This is a genomic window from Pseudomonas sp. R84 (assembly GCF_009834515.1).
Taxonomy (GTDB): Bacteria; Pseudomonadota; Gammaproteobacteria; order Pseudomonadales; family Pseudomonadaceae; genus Aquipseudomonas.
Genome location: NZ_CP019426.1, coordinates 6,004,755 through 6,022,602, shown reverse-complemented (window position 1 = coordinate 6,022,602; position 17,848 = coordinate 6,004,755). Strand labels below are relative to the sequence as shown.

The 17,848-nt window shown below is 60.0% G+C and carries 17 protein-coding genes; 6 read left to right on the top strand and 11 right to left on the bottom strand.

What is annotated here, in order from left to right:
* Positions 1-151: 151 nt before the first annotated feature.
* Both PspR84_RS26715 and PspR84_RS26710 read right to left on the bottom strand, forming a co-directional pair.
* On the bottom strand, positions 152-826 hold the full coding sequence (locus tag PspR84_RS26715) for an anti-sigma factor (protein ID WP_160059696.1): 675 nt from the start codon (positions 824-826) through the stop codon (positions 152-154).
* Entirely contained in the window at positions 823-1,458 is a 636-nt protein-coding gene (locus PspR84_RS26710; protein ID WP_160059695.1) for a sigma-70 family RNA polymerase sigma factor, read from the bottom strand. Before PspR84_RS26710 ends, PspR84_RS26715 begins: the two co-directional genes overlap by 4 nt.
* 149 nt (positions 1,459-1,607) lie before the next feature.
* Here PspR84_RS26710 and PspR84_RS26705 point away from each other — a divergent pair, with 149 nt between their 5' ends.
* The gene (locus PspR84_RS26705) at positions 1,608-2,165 is read left to right on the top strand and encodes a DUF2780 domain-containing protein (RefSeq protein WP_160059694.1); all 558 of its coding nucleotides are present in this window, start codon (positions 1,608-1,610) and stop codon (positions 2,163-2,165) included.
* Position 2,166: 1 nt separating this feature from the next.
* Here the strand turns inward: PspR84_RS26705 and PspR84_RS26700 are convergent, their stop codons facing one another.
* Positions 2,167-3,054: an acyltransferase gene (locus PspR84_RS26700; protein ID WP_160059693.1), complete on the bottom strand. Its 888-nt coding sequence runs from the start codon at positions 3,052-3,054 to the stop codon at positions 2,167-2,169.
* Between the two features lie 306 nt (positions 3,055-3,360).
* On the opposite strand from PspR84_RS26700, the gene PspR84_RS26695 reads away from it, so the two are divergent.
* The 4 genes from PspR84_RS26695 (at position 3,361) to creD (ending at position 7,576) form a co-directional block, all read left to right on the top strand.
* Positions 3,361-3,864 (top strand): ATP-dependent zinc protease, encoded by a 504-nt coding sequence (locus PspR84_RS26695; RefSeq protein ID WP_008078089.1) that lies wholly within the window; start codon positions 3,361-3,363, stop codon positions 3,862-3,864.
* Between the two features lie 73 nt (positions 3,865-3,937).
* The gene (gene creB, locus PspR84_RS26690; protein ID WP_160059692.1) at positions 3,938-4,618 is read left to right on the top strand and encodes a two-component system response regulator CreB; all 681 of its coding nucleotides are present in this window, start codon (positions 3,938-3,940) and stop codon (positions 4,616-4,618) included.
* Positions 4,618-6,036, top strand: coding sequence for a two-component system sensor histidine kinase CreC (gene creC / locus PspR84_RS26685; RefSeq protein WP_160059691.1), 1,419 nt, complete (start codon positions 4,618-4,620; stop codon positions 6,034-6,036). Before creB ends, creC begins: the two co-directional genes overlap by 1 nt.
* A 169-nt stretch (positions 6,037-6,205) precedes the next feature.
* Positions 6,206-7,576, top strand: coding sequence for a cell envelope integrity protein CreD (gene creD / locus PspR84_RS26680; RefSeq protein WP_160059690.1), 1,371 nt, complete (start codon positions 6,206-6,208; stop codon positions 7,574-7,576).
* A gap of 199 nt (positions 7,577-7,775) precedes the next feature.
* Here creD and PspR84_RS26675 read toward each other — a convergent pair whose 3' ends face one another.
* From PspR84_RS26675 to PspR84_RS26640, 8 genes are all read right to left on the bottom strand, one after another.
* A complete protein-coding gene (locus PspR84_RS26675; protein WP_160059689.1) occupies positions 7,776-8,405 on the bottom strand; it encodes a glutathione S-transferase in 630 nt (209 codons plus the stop codon).
* Positions 8,406-8,601: 196 nt separating this feature from the next.
* Positions 8,602-8,781: a hypothetical protein gene (locus PspR84_RS26670; RefSeq protein ID WP_160059688.1), complete on the bottom strand. Its 180-nt coding sequence runs from the start codon at positions 8,779-8,781 to the stop codon at positions 8,602-8,604.
* Positions 8,778-9,908 (bottom strand): PepSY-associated TM helix domain-containing protein, encoded by a 1,131-nt coding sequence (locus PspR84_RS26665; RefSeq protein ID WP_160059687.1) that lies wholly within the window; start codon positions 9,906-9,908, stop codon positions 8,778-8,780. Before PspR84_RS26665 ends, PspR84_RS26670 begins: the two co-directional genes overlap by 4 nt.
* 74 nt (positions 9,909-9,982) lie before the next feature.
* A complete protein-coding gene (locus PspR84_RS26660; RefSeq protein WP_160059686.1) occupies positions 9,983-12,409 on the bottom strand; it encodes a TonB-dependent siderophore receptor in 2,427 nt (808 codons plus the stop codon).
* Positions 12,410-12,617: 208 nt separating this feature from the next.
* On the bottom strand, positions 12,618-13,592 hold the full coding sequence (locus PspR84_RS26655; protein ID WP_160059685.1) for a FecR family protein: 975 nt from the start codon (positions 13,590-13,592) through the stop codon (positions 12,618-12,620).
* A complete protein-coding gene (locus tag PspR84_RS26650) occupies positions 13,589-14,065 on the bottom strand; it encodes an RNA polymerase sigma factor (RefSeq protein WP_238785354.1) in 477 nt (158 codons plus the stop codon). Before PspR84_RS26650 ends, PspR84_RS26655 begins: the two co-directional genes overlap by 4 nt.
* 354 nt (positions 14,066-14,419) lie before the next feature.
* The gene (locus PspR84_RS26645) at positions 14,420-15,127 is read right to left on the bottom strand and encodes a 3'-5' exonuclease (protein ID WP_160059683.1); all 708 of its coding nucleotides are present in this window, start codon (positions 15,125-15,127) and stop codon (positions 14,420-14,422) included.
* Entirely contained in the window at positions 15,124-17,058 is a 1,935-nt protein-coding gene (locus PspR84_RS26640; protein ID WP_342794316.1) for a putative nucleotidyltransferase substrate binding domain-containing protein, read from the bottom strand. Before PspR84_RS26640 ends, PspR84_RS26645 begins: the two co-directional genes overlap by 4 nt.
* A gap of 258 nt (positions 17,059-17,316) precedes the next feature.
* On the opposite strand from PspR84_RS26640, the gene PspR84_RS26635 reads away from it, so the two are divergent.
* Positions 17,317-17,763 (top strand): response regulator, encoded by a 447-nt coding sequence (locus PspR84_RS26635; protein ID WP_160059681.1) that lies wholly within the window; start codon positions 17,317-17,319, stop codon positions 17,761-17,763.
* Positions 17,764-17,848 lie beyond the last annotated feature (85 nt).

Sequence of the window (17,848 nt, the reverse complement as noted above, 5' to 3'; positions counted from 1 at the left end):
GGCCAACCGAGGTGTCTTGCGTCGTACATCGACCTGAAAGATCGAGTCGACTATGGATTCAACGCAAGTCTTTCACGTCGGCGTATTACGTCAATATCCCACGGTCAGTCCCCTCTCCCTTTGGGAGAGGGCTAGGGTGAGGGACTTTGCTTTACAGCGCCGCCAGCGCCCCTTGATACAGAACCGGTCCGGTCGGTTGCCCAGTCGGCGAGCCACCTTTAGGTTCCAGACTGACCGCCAAAGCAATCGGTTTGCCGATCAACATCTTCTGCGCTTCGTTCAACTCAACCTTGCCTTTGCCACCCGCCGGAATGACCCCAAGCGAGATCGGTTTGCCGTCAGCCGGAATCGCCCACAGTTCCAGGCTGCGATCCGCATCAACCGCCGCCAGCGTCAGCGGCTCGACCTGCAGATAATCCGCATGCGCCTCGACCTTCAGCGCCGGTTGCGCATCGGCGGTCAACAGGGTGGCGTGGTAGCGGGCGTCGTCGCGGTTGTACAGCGAGCCGAGGAGCACCAGCACGGCAATGGAGCAGATCGCAGCGGTGAGTCGCAGCCAGTTCCAGAATGGCCGTTTCTCAGGCACATGCAGCACCTGCGGTTCGATGCGCGCGGTGATGCCTTGCCACACGCGGTCGGGCACCGGATGTTCCGGCAGCGCTTCGGTGAGAGAGACGAGGCTTTCCTGCCATTGCGCCAGTTCAGCCCTTAATGTCGCGTCATCCAGCAGCAACTGTTCAAAGCGCCGCCGCGCAGGTGCAGACATCAGGCCAATCGCGTAATCGGCGGCGAGGGCGCGGCGCAGGGCAGGGGTCTGGTAATTCATGATTCAAGGCACCGACGCAGACGTTCCATGCCACGGCGGATCCACGATTTCACCGTCCCCAGTGGCGTCGCCAGGTGTTCGGCGAGTTCCGTGCACGACAATCCTTGAAAGTAGGCCACGGTGATTGACTGGCGCTGCATGCTTTCGAGGGTTTCGAGGCATCGGTTCAGCGCGTTGGCCTCACGGGCGCTGTTCAGTTGGTCGTGAACCGAGGGGCTATCGTCCGGCAGTGTGTCCTGTTCCAGATCGGTCAGTGGCCTTTCGCGATGTTTGCGCAACTGGTCGATGGCTTGATTGCGGGTGATGTTGATCATCCAGGTCAGCGGCGCCGACAGGTGCGCTTCGTAGCGCGAGGCGTTGTTCCAGATGCGCACGAAGGCTTCCTGCAGCACTTCTTCGGCCAGATCCGCGCGGCCCATGAAGCGCAGAGCGACGCCATGCAGACGCGGGCCGACGCTGCGATAGAGCGTTTCGAAGGCGCGACGATCACCCAGTGAACACTGGGCCAACAACTGTCGCAGCTGATCGGTGTCGGCGATGGAAATGACGACTCTCCAGGCAAAGGTCGGGCGACGAGGGCTGGGCTCGGACTGTTCACAGGCTAGTTCAGCGACAGCGGTTGTGCCATTCATCACGAGGGTGTCCGGGATTTCACGTTTTATATACGTGAGCCGGATGAAAATGGATGCGCCGCGCCGGAACATGCCGGCGGATACCCGGTCAAACCGGCAGTTTCACTGCCCGTTCACCGGGTGGTTTTTACAGCGCAAGAGGATGTCTGATGAAGATTTCACGCGGCTTTACCTTGGCATCGCTCCTGACCCTGGCCGCCGGGCCGGTGTTTGCCGGTTTCAGTCTGAACGACGTCGCTGGTGCGGTTTCGGGGATGCAGGGCGGTGACAAGGCGGCCGCTGCGGCGCCGACCTCGGAAACCGCCGGTTTGCTCAGTGCCCTCAGTGCGCTGGATGTCACGCCGGAGCAAGCCGTTGGCGGCACCAGTGCGATGCTTGGTCTGGCGAAGAATCAATTGAGCAGTACCGATTATTCGCAGTTGGCCAAGGAAGTGCCGGGCATCGACAAACTGTCGGGTGGCAGCGGCAATCTGGCGGCGTTGGGGGCTTTGCTCGGTTCGTCCGGCAAATCCGCCGGTCTGGAAAACGCGCTGGGCAACGTCAAGGACACCAATGACCTGAACAATGCCTTCAGCGCATTGGGCATGGACAGCGGCATGATCGGCCAGTTTGCCCCTGTGCTGTTGCAATACCTCGGTCAGCAGGGCGTCGGCGGTTCGCTGCTGAGCAGCCTGGGCAGCATCTGGGGCGCCGGCACCGGTAGCTGATTCAGCCGCGCTCGCTGCGCAGTTCGGCGATGCGCTGATCCTTCTCGTTCCAGAGCCGGTTGACCCAGCTCTGGACCGTCTGGCGAAACGCCGGATCATTCTCGTAATCGCCCTGCCACAGCGCCGGGTCGAGTTCGCGGGTCTTGATGTCGATGATCACGCGCGGCACGTTGCCGCTGATCAAGTCCCAGAAACCCGGGATCTTCGCCTGTGGATACACCACGGTGACGTCGAGAATCGCATCCAGTTGTTCACCCATCGCCGCCAGGACAAACGCCACGCCGCCGGCCTTGGGCTTGAGCAAGTGGTTGAAGGGTGATTGCTGCTGCGCGCTTTTCGCGGCGGTGTAGCGCGTGCCTTCCAGATAATTGACCACAGTCACCGGCTGACGCTTGAACAGCTCGCAGGCCTGTTTGGTGATTTCCAGATCCTTGCCGGCCAGCTCCGGGTGCTTCGCCAGGAATGCCTTGGTGTAGCGCTTCATGAACGGGTAATCCAGCGCCCACCACGCCAGCCCCAGAAACGGTACCCAGATCAGTTCTTTCTTGAGGAAGAATTTGAAGAACGGCGTGCGCCGGTTGAGGGTCTGGATCAGCGCCGGAATATCGACCCACGACTGGTGGTTGCTGACCACCAGATAGGAAGTGTCGCCGCGCAAGTCTTCACCGCCGCGAATGTCCCACTGGGTGGGGATGCACAGGCGGAAAATCAGCTTGTCGATCTCGGCCCAGGTCTCGGCGATCCACATCACCGCGCCCGACGCGTAATCGCGCCAGCGGCCTGGTGCGATCAGTTTGAGCAGGGCGAAAACCAACAACGGCCCGATCAGGATCAGGGTGTTGAGCAACAGCAGCAGGGTGACGAAACAGCCGGTGAGCAGGCGGCGCATAAGCAACTCTTTGCAAACGGATGGGCGCGCCATGATAAGCAGCTTCGCGCGGCAGGCCAAATCGGTGGTGACGAATGTTTCACTTTTGGGCCGGTATGCTTTGCTTCAAGCGTTGTGTTGAATGTGCTGTCCTCTTCGCGAGCAGGCTCGCTCCCACACTGGATTCAGGTGCATTAAAAATGTCTGCTCAGCACAAAACCCTGTGGGAGCGAGCCTGCTCGCGAAAGCGATTCAAGGCGAACGAATGACTCAATGGGTGTCTAAAATCCCAGTCTGCCGCCCTCATTTTCCAAGGAAACCCTTTACGTGAAATCCCTCCTTGCACTGTTTGCCCTCGTCGCCCTGCCGGTCATGGCCGCCGAGCCGACCCTGTACGGGCGCTACGAATACATCGCGCTGCCGGAAATCGGCGGTGAAGTGCTCAAGGCCAAGATGGACACCGGCGCACTGACCGCCTCGCTGTCGGCCAAGGACATCGAAACTTTCACCCGTGACGGCGACGACTGGGTGCGTTTCCGCCTCGGCACCAAAGACGCCAGCAACAAGGTCTACGAACACAAGGTCGCGCGGATCAGCAAGATCAAGAGCCGCTCGGATGAAGAGGATGAGGGCGAAAGCACCGAAGTCGCCAAACGTCCGGTGGTCGATCTGGAGCTGTGCCTGGGCAACGTCAAGCGTACCGTTGAGGTCAACCTGACCGACCGCAGCAACTTCAACTATCCGCTGCTGATCGGTGCCAAGGCCTTGCGCGAATTCGGCGCGGCAGTGAACCCGGCACGGCGCTTCACGGCCGACAAGCCGGACTGCTGAGCCAAGTGGTCTCATTGACGTAACGTCAGGCTTGGGGCACCGTTCGCGCACTTAACCCACGGGCTCGGACGCCATGCCTCATATCCTGATTGTCGAAGACGAAGCGGCGATTGCCGACACGCTGATTTTTGCCTTGCAGGGCGAGGGCTTCGCCACCACGTGGCTGAGCCTCGGCGCGGCGGCGCTGGAGCATCAGCGGCAGACTCCGGCCGATTTGATCATCCTCGACATCGGCCTGCCGGACATCAGCGGTTTCGAAACCTGCAAACAACTGCGGCGCTTCAGCGAAGTGCCGGTGCTGTTCCTCAGCGCCCGCGATGCCGAGATTGATCGCGTGGTGGGCCTGGAGATCGGCGCCGACGACTACGTGGTCAAGCCGTTCAGTCCTCGAGAGGTGGCGGCGCGGGTCAAGGCCATCCTCAAGCGCATGGCGCCGCGTCCAGCGATTGAGACCAGTTCAGCGCTGTTTCGTATCGATCCGGAGCGGATTCAAATCATTTATCGCGGTCAGACCCTAAGCCTGACCCGCCACGAATTCCGCCTGCTGCAATGCCTGCTGGAACAACCCGAGCGGGTGTTCAGCCGCGAACAATTACTTGATGCGCTAGGCGTCGCCGCCGACGCCGGCTACGAGCGCAGCATCGACAGCCACATCAAAAGCGTACGCGCCAAATTGCGTCTGGTGCGCGCCGACGCCGAGCCGATCCAGACTCATCGTGGCCTCGGTTACAGCTACAGCCCGGGGCACAGCTGATGTCACTGGGGCTGCGGATCTTTCTGGTGTACGTGCTGTTTGTCGGCCTCACCGGTTATTTCGTGCTCAACACGGTGATGGAAGAAATCCGCCCCGGCGTGCGTCAGTCCACCGAAGAAACCCTGGTCGATACCGCCAACCTGATGGCGGAAATCCTGCGGGATGATTTCAAGGCCGGCACCCTCAGCGAGAACCGCTGGCCCGAGTTGCTGCGCGCCTATGGTGAGCGCCAGCCGCAAGCGACCATTTGGGGTTTGCCGAAAAATCAGGTCAACCACCGGATCTACGTGACTGACGCCAAGGGCATCGTGGTGCTTGATTCCAGTGGCGTGGCCGTGGGGCAGGACTACTCGCGCTGGAACGATGTCTACCTGACCTTGCGTGGCGAGTACGGTGCGCGTTCCAGTCGCAGCGATCCGGACGACGCGAGCTCGTCGGTGATGCACATCGGCGCGCCGATCCGTGACAATGGCCAGATCATCGGCGTGGTCACCGTGGCCAAGCCCAACAGCTCCTTGCAGCCCTATGTCGATCGCACCGAACGGCGATTGCTGTTTTACGGTGCCGGATTGATCGGCCTCGGTCTGTTGTTCGGTGCGTTGCTGTCGTGGTGGCTGAGCCGCGCGCTGCACCGTTTGACCGGTTATGCCCAAGCGGTGAGCGAAGGCCGGCGGGTGGAAGTGCCGCACTATCGCGGTGGCGAGCTGGAACAACTGGCTAACGCTGTGGAGCAGATGCGCACGCAACTGGAAGGCAAGGCCTACGTTGAACGTTATGTGCACACGCTGACCCATGAATTGAAAAGCCCGCTGGCGGCGATTCGTGGCGCCGCGGAGTTGCTGCAAGGGGACATGTCGCCGGTTCAGCGATTGCGCTTTATCGGCAACATCGACAGCGAAAGTGCGCGGATGCAGCAGTTGATCGAGCGGCTGCTGAATCTGGCGCAGGTGGAGCAACGTCAGGGCCTGGAAGAGCGGGTCGCGGTTCCGTTGACGGTGTTGGTCGATGAGCTGTTGCAAGGGCAGGCGGCGCGGATCGAGGGCAAGCAATTGCGGATCGAGCAGACGATTGCGGCGGATCTGCTGCTGATCGGCGAGCCGTTTCTGTTGCGCCAGGCGTTGGGTAACTTGCTGGAAAATGCGCTGGATTTCACTTCGGTTCGGGGGCTGCTGCGTTTCAGTGCCGAGCGCGAAGAGGAGCAGATTGTTTACCGGCTCTTCAATGAAACCGCGCCGATTCCCGATTACGCCTTGCCGCGTTTGACCGAGCGCTTCTACTCGTTGCCGCGTCCGGACAGTGGGCGTAAAAGCACCGGGTTGGGGCTTAACTTCGTTGAAGAGGTGGTCAAGTTGCATGGTGGGTCGATGCAGATTCGTAATGTCGAAAGTGGTGTTGAGGTGACATTGCGCTTGCCTTGATTCCGTCAAAAGATCGCAGCCTTCGGCAGCTCCTACATAGGGTTGCGTACACCTGTAGGAGCTGCCGAAGGCTGCGATCTTTTGATCTTTCCACACAATCTCCACATTCCCCCCACATTCCCCTCATACAGCACCACCAGACTCTGCCCATCCAAACAGGGAGAGTCCCATGAACAAGAATCTGACGATAAAGCTCGGCGCCATCGCCGTGCTCATCCTGCTGTTGCTGATCCCGTTATTGATGATCGACGGCGTCATCGACGAGCGCCAACAGTTGCGTGATGGCGTGCTCGAAGACATCGCCCGCAGCTCCAGCTACAGCCAGCAACTGAGCGGCCCGGTGATGGTGGTGCCGTATCGCAAAGTGATTCACAACTGGAAAACCAACGATAAAACCAACCAGCGCTACGACGAACCGAGCGAAGAGCGCGGTCGTTTGTACTTCCTGCCGGAGCGTTTCGAACTCGACGGCCAGGTGCAAACCGAACTGCGTGCGCGGGGTATTTATGAAGCGCGGTTGTTCCACGCCGACAACCGCATCAGTGGCCATTTCTCGTTGCCTGCACAATTGGGCATCAGAGAAGACTTCAGCGATTATCAGTTCGATGCACCGTTTCTTGCGGTCGGTATCAGCGACATTCGCGGTATTGAAAATGCGCTGAAGCTGGAACTCGATGGTCAGCGTCTGGACTTCGTTCCCGGTACTCAAGTCGGCTGGCTTGGTGAAGGCGTGCGAGTGACATTGCCGCCGCTCGACACCAGCAAAACCACCGAGTTGAGCTTTGGGTTTGACCTGCGCCTGCAAGGCACCGGTTCGTTGCAAGTGTTGCCAGTGGGCAAGAGCAGCAGTGTCAGCCTCACCGCCAACTGGCCGCATCCGAGTTTCATCGGCAACTTCCTGCCGGGCAAACGTGAGATCAATGATCAGGGTTTCAGCGCCGATTGGCAGACCACTTTCTTCTCGACCAACCTGCAAGATGCGATGAGCCGTTGCGTGAGCGGCAATGATTGCGAGGCGTTCAATGGTCGCAGCTTCGGCGTGAGCTTCATCGATCCGGTGGATCAGTACCTGAAGAGCGACCGGGCGATCAAATATGCCCTGCTGTTCATCGTCCTGACGTTCGCCGGTTTCTTCCTGTTCGAAGTGCTCAAGAGTCTGGCCGTGCACCCGGTGCAATACGCGCTGGTCGGTGTGGCGCTGGCGTTCTTTTATCTGTTGCTGCTGTCGCTGTCGGAGCACATTGGTTTTGCCCCGGCGTATCTGTTGTCGGCCAGTGCTTGTGTGCTGTTGATCGGGTTCTATGTCTGCCACGTGTTGCGCAGTGTGCGTCACGGTTTGAGTTTTTCGGCGGGGCTGGCGGCGTTGTATGGCCTGCTCTATGGCTTGCTGAGCGCTGAGGATTACGCGCTGTTGATGGGCTCATTGTTGCTGTTCGGTCTGCTCGGTGTGTTCATGGTGCTGACGCGCAAACTGGACTGGTACGGGATTGGGCAGAAACCGGCGAAGCCATTGGAGTTTGATGTGGGGGCGATGCAATGAGCGGGTTGCGTGAAGATCAGCGAGAGGTGGAGGTTTTGGTGACACTGATTTTTGCAGCGCTGCCGCCGGAACCGAGGTGGTGCATTCGCGAGCAGGCTCGCTCCCACAGGATTGGTGCTGAAACAGAGTTCTCTGCCACACCCAAAACCAATGTGGGAGCGAGCCTGCTCGCGAAGAGGTCGGAACAGGCGCCGCCGATTTAAGGTTTGGGCATGGTCGCGATCATGGACGGTCGCTGACTCACTTCAAAGAACCAGTTGGCCAATTGCGGATTGGCATCACGCCAGCCCAGATCCGGGAAACGCAAATCGAGGTAACCCAACGCACACGCGACGCTGATCGCCGCCACATCGAAATGGCTGGTCAGCTCGGCAATCGCATCCTTTTCCAGTACAGCGAGAGCGCGGCGGATCTTGTCGCGCTGAGCCTCGAGCCATTCGTCCCAATGTTTTTCCGGCGCACGCAGGACCATTTCATAACGCACCATCACTGACGCATCCATGATCCCGTCGGCCATCGAGGCCAGGGTCAGACGCCGCCAGCGCGCCGCGCCTTCGCGCGGGATCAGCGGATTGCCGACGTGCTGCTGGTCGAGGTATTCGAGGATTACACGGCTGTCATGGATGACATTGCCGTCAGCCAGACGCAGTGCGGGAATCTTGCCCAGCGGGTTGTCGAGATTGAGCTCGGGGCTCGGGCTGACCGGGCTGAGCACGCAGTCTTGCAGGGCGACGCGATCCTGCTGGCCGGTTTCGTGCAACAACACCATCACTTTGCGCACGAACGGGGAGAGCGTGTTGTGGTACAGGGTCATGCTGGGGGCGGACATTGGTAAACCTCGGTGATCGTCGAAGAGCAGGAGGTTAGCCTAGCCAGATGCGGCGAGGCTGGCGAGGAATTGATGGTGTAATTACTGCCGCCTTCGTCGGAACGCCGCCCGGAGCAAGCTCGCTCCCACAGGGGAACGCATTTCAAATGTGGGAGCGAGCTTGCTCGCGAAGGGGCCATCCCAGGCAACACAGATTTCACCCGCGCAGCAACAATCCCCTGATCGCCAGAAAGGCCGGAACACCCAGACCAACCCAGCTCAACGCATCCCAGATCCCGTCCCCAAGCAACGCCGCAAACAACCCTGCCGCACTGAGCAACGCAATCACGATCGGCGTGCTGAACACCTTCCAGAAATTCGACTGACGCGGCTTCATGCAGAGGCCTCCGCCGTTTCCAGCACAGGCTTCGCCGCTTTGCGCCGCACCACCCACAAGTACACGCCGCTGCCGAGCACAATGATGGTCAGTACATCGAGTGTGGCCCAGAGAATTTTCATCGGCATGCCGCCGTAGTCACCAAAGTGCAGCGGCTGCGACATGCCCATGGCGTCCATGTACCACGGCCGTTCAGCCACGGCGGTGACCTGCAGCGTGGTGGCGTCGATCAGCACTGGCGTCAACAGATGCGAGGTCAGGTGCGTGCCGCCCTTCATGAACACCGAGTAATGGTGTTCACTGGAAAAGCGTGTGCCGGGGAAGGCAATGAAATCCGGTTTCATCTCCGGCGCAACTTCAGCAGCGATATCGAGCAAACGCGTGGCCGGTGCCAGGTGGGTCAGCGGTGGCGCATCGCGATAAGGCGCGATCAACGTGTTCAGCGCATCGTTGCGCCAAGCCGCGATCAACAAATCGGCGCAGGCGCTGATCACACCGGTCACGCCGACCACCAACGCCCATGTCAGGGTGACAACGCCGATCAGGTTATGCAGGTCAAGCCAGCGCAGCCTTGTGGATTTGTCCTGGCGCACCGTACCGAACTTCAAGCGGCGCATGAACGGCAAATACAGCACCGTTCCAGACACGATGGCCACGACAAACAGCAGCCCCATGAACGCCAGCAGCAACTTGCCCGGCAATCCGGCAAACATGTCGACGTGCAGGCGCAGGATAAACAGCATCAAACCACCGTTGGCTGACGGCGTTTCCAGTGCTTCACCGGTACGCGCGTCGAGCATAAAAGTGTGCGACGAATTCGGCTCTGTGCCGGCGGTTTTCGCCATGATCGTCAGCACGGCATTCGGCTCATCGTCGTCGAAACCGAAGTACTGCACGACTTCATCGGGACGATGTTTTTCTGCGGCCTCGACCAACTGCGCCAGATTCAGGCGCGGCGTATCGGCCGGCATCTCGCGCACTTCGGGTGCATCGCCGAGCAGGTGCTCGATCTCGTGATGGAAGATCAACGGCAAACCGGTCAGTGCCAGCATCAGCAAAAACACGGTGCAGACCAGGCTGGTCCAAGTGTGGATGAACGACCAGCGGCGGATTGTTTTACTTTTCATTTCATGACCTTCAAAAACACCAAAGCCGTCCACGAGGGACGGCCTGGTCACAGGGCCTGTTTCAGCTCAATCGCTTACCACTTGTAGGTGGCGCTGGCGACGACACTGCGCGTGTCGCCGTAGTAGCAGTAGAAGCTGTCGCAGGTGGAAATGTATTCCTTGTCGAACAGGTTGGTCGCGTTGAGTGCCAGCGACGCGCCTTTGAGGCTGTTGTCCAGACGGCCGAGGTCGTAATGCACCGAAGCGTCGAACACGGTGTAGGCATCCGCCTTGCCCAGCCAGGTGTTGGCCTTGTCGCCATAGGTGTTGCCGGTGTAACGCACGCCACCGCCAATGCCGAAGCCGTCGAGTACGCCGGCGTGCCAGGTGTAATCGGTCCACAGCGAGGCTTGCTGGTTCGGCATCAGTTGCAGGCGATTGCCCTTGTCGACGCCATTCTGCACTTCCGATTTGGCCAGGGTGTAGGCAGCGATTACTTTCAGGTTGTCGGTGACGTCGGAAACCGCTTCCAGTTCCAGGCCTTTGACTTTCACTTCGCCGGTCTGGCTGGTGATCGAGACGTTGTTGACGAAGGTGTTGACCGAGACGTTCTTCTGAGTGAGGTCATACACGGCAGCGGTCAGCAGGGTTTTGCTGCCCGGTGGCTGGTACTTGATGCCCAGTTCCCACTGCTTGCCTTCGGTCGGCTTCAGCGACTCGGTGGACGAGGCGTCGGCACCGGTGGTCGGCTGGAAAGACTCGGCGTACGACAGATACGGCACGAAACCGTTGTCGAACACGTAGCTGAGCGCGGCGTTGCCACTGAAGGCCTTGTCGCGCTGGGTGTTGGTGGCATCGCCCTTGTTGATGAACTTTGTGCTGGTGTGCACCCAGTCTTCACGGCCGCCGAGGGTCAGGCGCCACTGGTCGAGGGCCATCTGGTCCTGGATGTACAGGCCGGTCTGGTAGGTCTTCTGGTCATAATCGTAAAACGCCGTGGAGCGCGCCGGGCGCACGATCGGCTGACCGTAGATCGGCGTGATGACGTTGGTGGGCAGGCCGTCACCGAAAATCGAGGTGTAGTTGGTGTTGCTGCGCTGGTGATCCAGGCCCAACAGCAGGGTGTGGCGGATGTCACCGGTGGCGAAGTCGGCCTGGAAGTTGTTGTCCACGGCGAACTGGCTGATGTCTTCTTCGACGCTGGTACTGGTGCGCCCGACGTTGCCTTGATCATCCACTTCGGTGAATGGGTACGACCCCGGTGTCAGCGACTGGAACGACAGATCCGACTTGGTGTAGCGCAGGTTCTGCTTGAACTGCCAGACATCGTTCAGGCGATGTTCGAAGGCATAGCCCAGCGCGTAGTAGGTGCGATCGTAATATTCCCAGTCCGGATCACCCAGATTCTTGTGATGGGAGATATCGCCGAACGGTGACTTGATCTTGGTGCCCTGCACCGGCAGGAACTGGCTGGTGATGCCGGTATCGTCGCGGGTGAACTGGCTCAGCAGGGTGAGCTTGGTGTCATCGTCAATGTTCCAGGTCAGGCTCGGCGCGATGTTGTAGCGCTTGTTGTCGACGTGATCGACCTGGGTGCCGCTGTCGCGCACCACGCCGCTGAGGCCGTAGAGAAACTGCCCGGCATCGTCGATCTTGCCGGTGCTGGCGAAGTTGATCTGACGATGGTTGTCGCTACCGTACTGCAGCTGGATTTCGTTGCTGGCTTCTGCACTTGGACGACGGCTGACCATGTCCAGCAGGCCGCCCGGTGGGGTCTGGCCGTAAACCGAAGAGGCTGGACCGCGCAGCAGGGCGAGGCGGTCGAGGTTCCAGGTTTCCTGTTTCGGGTTGGCGTACACGCCTTTTGGCAGCGGCAGACCGTCGAGGAACTGGGTCGGTTCGAAACCACGGACACGCAACCAGTCGGCGCGGGTGTCGCTGCCGTAGCTGCTGGCGGTGATGCCCGGCATGTAGCGCACCGCATCATCGAGGCTGTGCACGCTGCGGTCGTCCATTTGCTGACGTGTAGCCACCGAGATCGAACGCGGTGCTTCGACCAGCGCGGTGTCGGTCTTGCTGCCAGCAGCGGTGCGAGTGGCGGTGTAGCCTTCGACCGGGCCCCAGGCGCTTTCGAAGTTTTCCACGCCGATGACCGAAGTTTCCGGCAGGGCCAGCGTTCCTTCAGGCACGGCGACCAGGGTGTAAGTGCCGGTGCTGCTTTGCTCCAGTTGCAGACCCGTGCCACGCAGGGCCGCACGCAGAGCGCCAGTCGCATCGTACTGGCCGTTCACCGGTGCCGAAGTCTTGCCCGCTGCCAGCGACGGATTCAGCGACAAGGCAATGCCGCCCTGGCTGGCGATCTGGTTCAAGGTGGTCGACAGGGGCGCCGCCGGCAGGTTGTAGGCGCGCACGCTGGACGCTTGTTCAGCGGCGAGCAACGGACTGCTGATCAGCGGTGCGCTGAGCGCGATGGCGACGGCCAGCAGACTGGGGCGCAACAAGGTGTCTAGCGAACGGGACATACGGCGGCTCCTGAATGGAAATATTTCTCAATTGCCTGTGTGCCGGATGAAAAGCGAAAAGTGATAGGGCTGGATGAAAATAATTTTTATTAGCTGGAAATAGTGTTGCCGCGGATGACGCCTTCGCGAGCAGGCTCGCTCCCACATTTGGAATACATTCTCCTGTGGGAGCGAGCCTGCTCGCGAAAGCGATAGTTCTACCAGCCCACTACTCAGGCTTGATATCAGCCTTCGCGACTGTGACCCAATACGGCGTATGCCGCTCGATCTGCACCGGCAGGGTCGGCAGCAATGCGCTCAAGGCCTTATCGGTGTCATGCAGCGGAAAGCTGCCGGTTATCCGTAGATCCGCCACTTCCGGCGCCACGCCCAGATGCCCGCGACGATAACGCCCCAGCTCATGCACCAGATCGCCGAGTCGCGCGTTATCCACCACCAACATGCCGCGCGTCCAGGCATCGGCGCCGGGATTGAGCGCGACAATCGAGCCCAACCCGTCACTGCGCAGCAGTACTTGCTGGCCTTCATGGAGGATTTGCTCTTCAGGGTTGGATTGCGGGTGCGCCGCGACCGCCGACTGCAACACGCTCAGACGCGTGCCTTGGTCTTCACGCTTGACCAGAAACCGCGTACCCAGGGCACGCATGCTGCCTTCGCGGGTTTCGACGATAAAGGGCCGCGCATCGCCATGACCGGTCTCGACGAGAATTTCGCCTTCCTGCAACACGATCAATCGGCGCTTGTCATCGAACCGCACATCTACTGCACTGTGGGTGTTGAGATTCAGCACGGTGCCGTCAGCCAGACGCACAGTGCGCTGCTCACCGGTCGCGGTGCGTTGATCGGCAAGCCAGTAATCCAGCGGCAGAAAGCGTTCACTGGCAAACAGCCCCGCACCGACCAGCACCACAACGCTGGCCAGCCCACTGCCGAGCTTGCGTACCCGTCGGCGAATGCCTTCGCGCGATTGCAACAAGGCGCTGCGAGCCGGGCCTTTGGCCACGCTGAAACGCTGATCGAGCATGCCCAGTTGGCGCCAGGCGCGGGCGTGCTCTTCATTGGCCGCATGCCATTTGGCGAACTCTTCACGTTCCAGCGGACTGCTCGAGTCGAGGGTCAACTGCCAGGCAATCGCCGCGTCCAGCACATGCGCCGGTACTGGTCTGGAACTGGCCGGACTCACGTCGGCTCACCGTACAGGGCGATGTAGCACTGGCGAATGCCTTGCGCCAGATACTGGCGCACTCGCGGCACCGAAACGCCGAGCTTGTCGGCAATCTCGGCATGGGTGAGACCATCGAGGCGGTTATAAAGGAAAGCGGCGCGGGCTTTGGTCGACAGTTTGCCGAGCAAGCGGTCGATGGCTTTGAGGTCGTCGAGGATCATTTGCTGTTCTTCCACCGAAGGTTGTTCGCCTTCGGGGATCAGCATCAGTTCGGTGAGGTAGGCCTGTTCCAGCGCCGCGCGACGGAAGTAGTCGAACAGCAAGCCTTTGGCGATTGCCACCAGAAAGGCGCGTGGCTCGCGCGGTGTCAGCATTTCGTCGCGACCGAGCAGACGGACAAAGGTGTCCTGGCTCAGGTCTTCGGCGCGCTCTGGGCACGCCACATTGCGCCGCAGCCATGCCAGCAGCCAACCGCGATGGTCGCGATACATCGCACCGACGAGCTCACTGTTAGGGCTTTGGACTGACGACACCGGACATCACCGATTGGGAAGTGTTAACTAACGCGAATTGTTCGCGATTGTGGCAGAGGTGGGAATGGTTAGCAATTGGCCACTGGTCAGGTTGGGCGGTTAAAGGCAGACCCTCACCCTAGCCCTCTCCCAGAGGGATAGGGGACTGATCGGGGGATATTGACGCAATACGCCGACGTGAAAGATTTCTGCTGAATCCATAATCGACGCGGTTTCTCAGGTCGATGGAAAACCCGAGACACCTCGGTCGGCTCCCTCTCCCTCTGGGAGAGGGCTGGGGTGAGGGAGATGGATCTTGGACTTGACTCAATTTCAGAACGAAGGCGCCTGCTGCCGCCGCTTCCACTGACTCAACCGCTGCTGCAAATTCAACGGACTATGAATCTGCTGCCCCCGCGCCCGGTTGAACAGAATCAACGCCAGTTCCGCCGTGGCCAGCGCATCGGCGCTCGCGTTGTGCCGCTCGAACACTTCAAGCTTGAACCAGTCGATCCACTCATCCAGCCCGGCCTCACGAATCTGCGCCTGCGGACACACCAACGGTGCAATGTCGGCGACATCGAGAAACACCTGCTGCAACTTGTGCCCCAGATGCTCCTTTAGCGCACGTCCAAGCATGTGTTGGTCGAACGGCGCATGAAACGCCAATACCGGGCTGTCACCGACAAACTCCAGCAACTCCAACAATGCCTCGGCCGGTTCACTGCCGGCTGCAATCGCGTTCGGTCCCAAGCCGTGAATCAACACGCTTGGGCTGAGCTTCAATTCACGACACCGCAACGTGCGTTCGAATTGCTGACTGAAATCGATCGCGCCCTCCTCGATCACCACCGCGCCAATCGACACCACGCGATCCTTGTTCAGGTTCAGTCCGGTGGTTTCCAGATCCAGCACCACCCAGCGCTGTTCGCGCAACGTGCATTCGCTCAACTCGTTGATCGCCGGCAACTTCGCCAGACGTTGCTGCAAATCCACCGGCACCACCGCACTCGCCGGGCGCAGCCACGAGAACAGGCTCATAGCTGATACCGCAAGGTCAGGCTGCTTTGCAGGCGCTGGGCCTGGCGCAGGGATTCTCGCAGGATGCGCCGGTCGAGATGATTGAGGCTGTCCGGGTCGACGCGGTTGGAATAGGGCAGGTTCTCCCGTGTCTGCAATTGATGCTGTTGCATACGCGTTTGCTGAATGAAGTGATACGCCTCTTCATACGCCGCGCCATCCAGTCGCTCGATGACTTCTTTCTCGACCAACTGACGGAAGCGTTCGAGGGTGTTGTTGGCGTCGATGCCGTTGGCCAGTGCGAGCAGTCGCGCGCCATCCACGAACGGCGTCAGCCCCTGCACCTTGAGGTCCAGCGTGGCTTTTTCGCCATTCTTGCGCGCCAGCACAAACTCGCGGAAACGCCCCACTGGTGGGCGGTTGCGCAGGGCGTTTTCGGCCATCATGCGCTGGAACAAACGGTTGTCGCCGACCTGATCGAGAATGCCCCGGCGCAGTTGTTCACAGCCTTGTTCATCACCCCAGACCACGCGCAAGTCGAAATAAATGCTCGACCCGAGCAGATTCTCCGGCGTCGCCTCGCGAATAAACGCCGCAAAACGCCGTGCCCATTCCGCTCGCGACAGACACAGCTCGGGGTTGCCGGCCATGATGTTGCCCTTGCACAGGGTGAAGCCGCACAGCGCCAGACTCTGGTTGATCTGCTGGGCGATCGGCAGCAGCTTGCCGCGAATTTCCGCCGCATGTGCTGCGTCCCGGGCGTCGAACAGAATGCCGTTGTCCTGATCGGTGTGCAGCGTCTGCTCGCGGCGGCCTTCGCTGCCGAAGCACAGCCAACTGAACGGCACGCCGGGGTCGCCTTTTTCCGCGAGGGTCAGTTCGATCACCCGGCACACGGTGTGATCGTTGAGCAGGGTGATGATGTGGGTGATCTGCGTCGAAGAAGCACCGTGAGCGAGCATGCGCTCGACCAGTTGGCCGATCTCGCCACGCAGGCTGACCAGTTGTTCGACACGCTGGGCGCTGCGGATCGTCCGGGCCAGATGCACCAGGTCGACCCGTTGCAGCGAAAACAGATCGCGCTCGGAAACCACGCCGCACAGGCGTTGATCCTTGACCAGACAGACGTGCGCGATGTGCCGTTCGGTCATCGCAATCGCTGCATCGAAGGCACTGTGATCCGGCGAAAGATAAAAGGGCGAAGGCGTCATGTGGCGCTCGATGGCTTCACTGAAATCGCCGATGCCTTCGGCCACGACATGGCGCAAATCGCGCAGGGTGAAAATCCCCAGCGGTGCCTTGTGTTCATCCACGGCGACGATGCTGCCGACCTGCTGCTCGTGCATCAGCTTCACCGCTTCACGCAACGGTGTGTCGGGGCTGCAGGTTACCGGGTGACGCATCGCCAGTTCGCCGAGTCGGGTGTTCAGCGAGTACTGCGTGCCGAGGGTTTCCACGGCTTTCTGCTGCACTTGCTGATTGACCTGATCGAGCAGGCTGCTGACCCCGCGCAAGGCGAAGTCGCGAAAGGCGTTGGAAAGGGCAAACAGTTTGATGAACGCCAGTTTGTTCAGTTGCAGGCAGAAGGTGTCTTCGCCGGCCAGATGTTCGGTGCGGGTCGCGCGTTCGCCGAGCAACGCGGCCAGCGGAAAACATTCGCCGGTGGTGATTTCAAACGTGGTTTCGGTGCCGGGCTTGGTGATGTGCTGACGTTCACCGACCACCCGACCCTGTTTGACGATATGGAAGTGTTCGACCGGGCCGTCGGCGGGTTTGATGATGCTTTCGCCCTGGCCATAGAAACGCAGCTGACATTGCTCCACCAGATACGCGAGGTGGGCGTGTTCCATCTGATTGAAGGGCGGGAAGCGCTGGAGGAATTGCAGGGTGCCCTGAATGTTCTGCAATACCGCGGTTTTCCCTGCCTGGGTGAAGGCGTCCGCTTTACTCATAACCATTACCGCAGTCTTTTTCGAATTGTTGTTGTCGGATCGTTACGGCCATGGTCGACCCCTACGGACAGGGTGCCCATTGGACGTAAGTCTAGGTTTTGCCACCATTGGCGCAGTTTCGGAGATGCCCTACGCAAACAGTCGGAAATTCCCTTGTTTGCCCCCTTGGAAAAAAATCCGACGAAGTGCACATTGAAGCTCTGCCCCGCGATGTCTGACCACTTGCCAAGGGACTGTTTTGAATACTTAGAGAACGCCATGTCCGACCACGATATTTTGAGCGATGCCGAGCGAGAAGCGCTCAGTGCAGTCATGCTCGAACCTGATCTTCCACCTCAGCGTGTATTGATCGTTGATGACGACAAGGACGCCCGGGAGCTGTTGTCGGAGATTCTCGCGTTGGACGGCATTCGTTGCATGACCGCTGCCAGTGGTGAAACGGCGCTGAAGATGCTCGCTGAAAAACCCTCGATTGGGCTGGTGATCACGGATCTGCGCATGGGCAATGTCGATGGCCTCGAGCTGATCCGCCAAGTGCGTGAGTCGGTGCGGGCGGCGATGCCGATCATCATTGTTTCCGGCGATGCCGATGTGAAAGACGCGATTGCGGCAATGCATTTGAGCGTGGTGGATTTTTTGCTCAAGCCGATTGATACGGGCAAGTTGCTCGGTCTGGTCAAACACGAGTTGGGTATCGATCCCTAAGAGCCCCTCACCCTAGCCCTCTCCCAGAGGGAGAGGGGACTGACCGCGGTGAATGTGCAAGGTACACCGACTTGAAATTACCGAG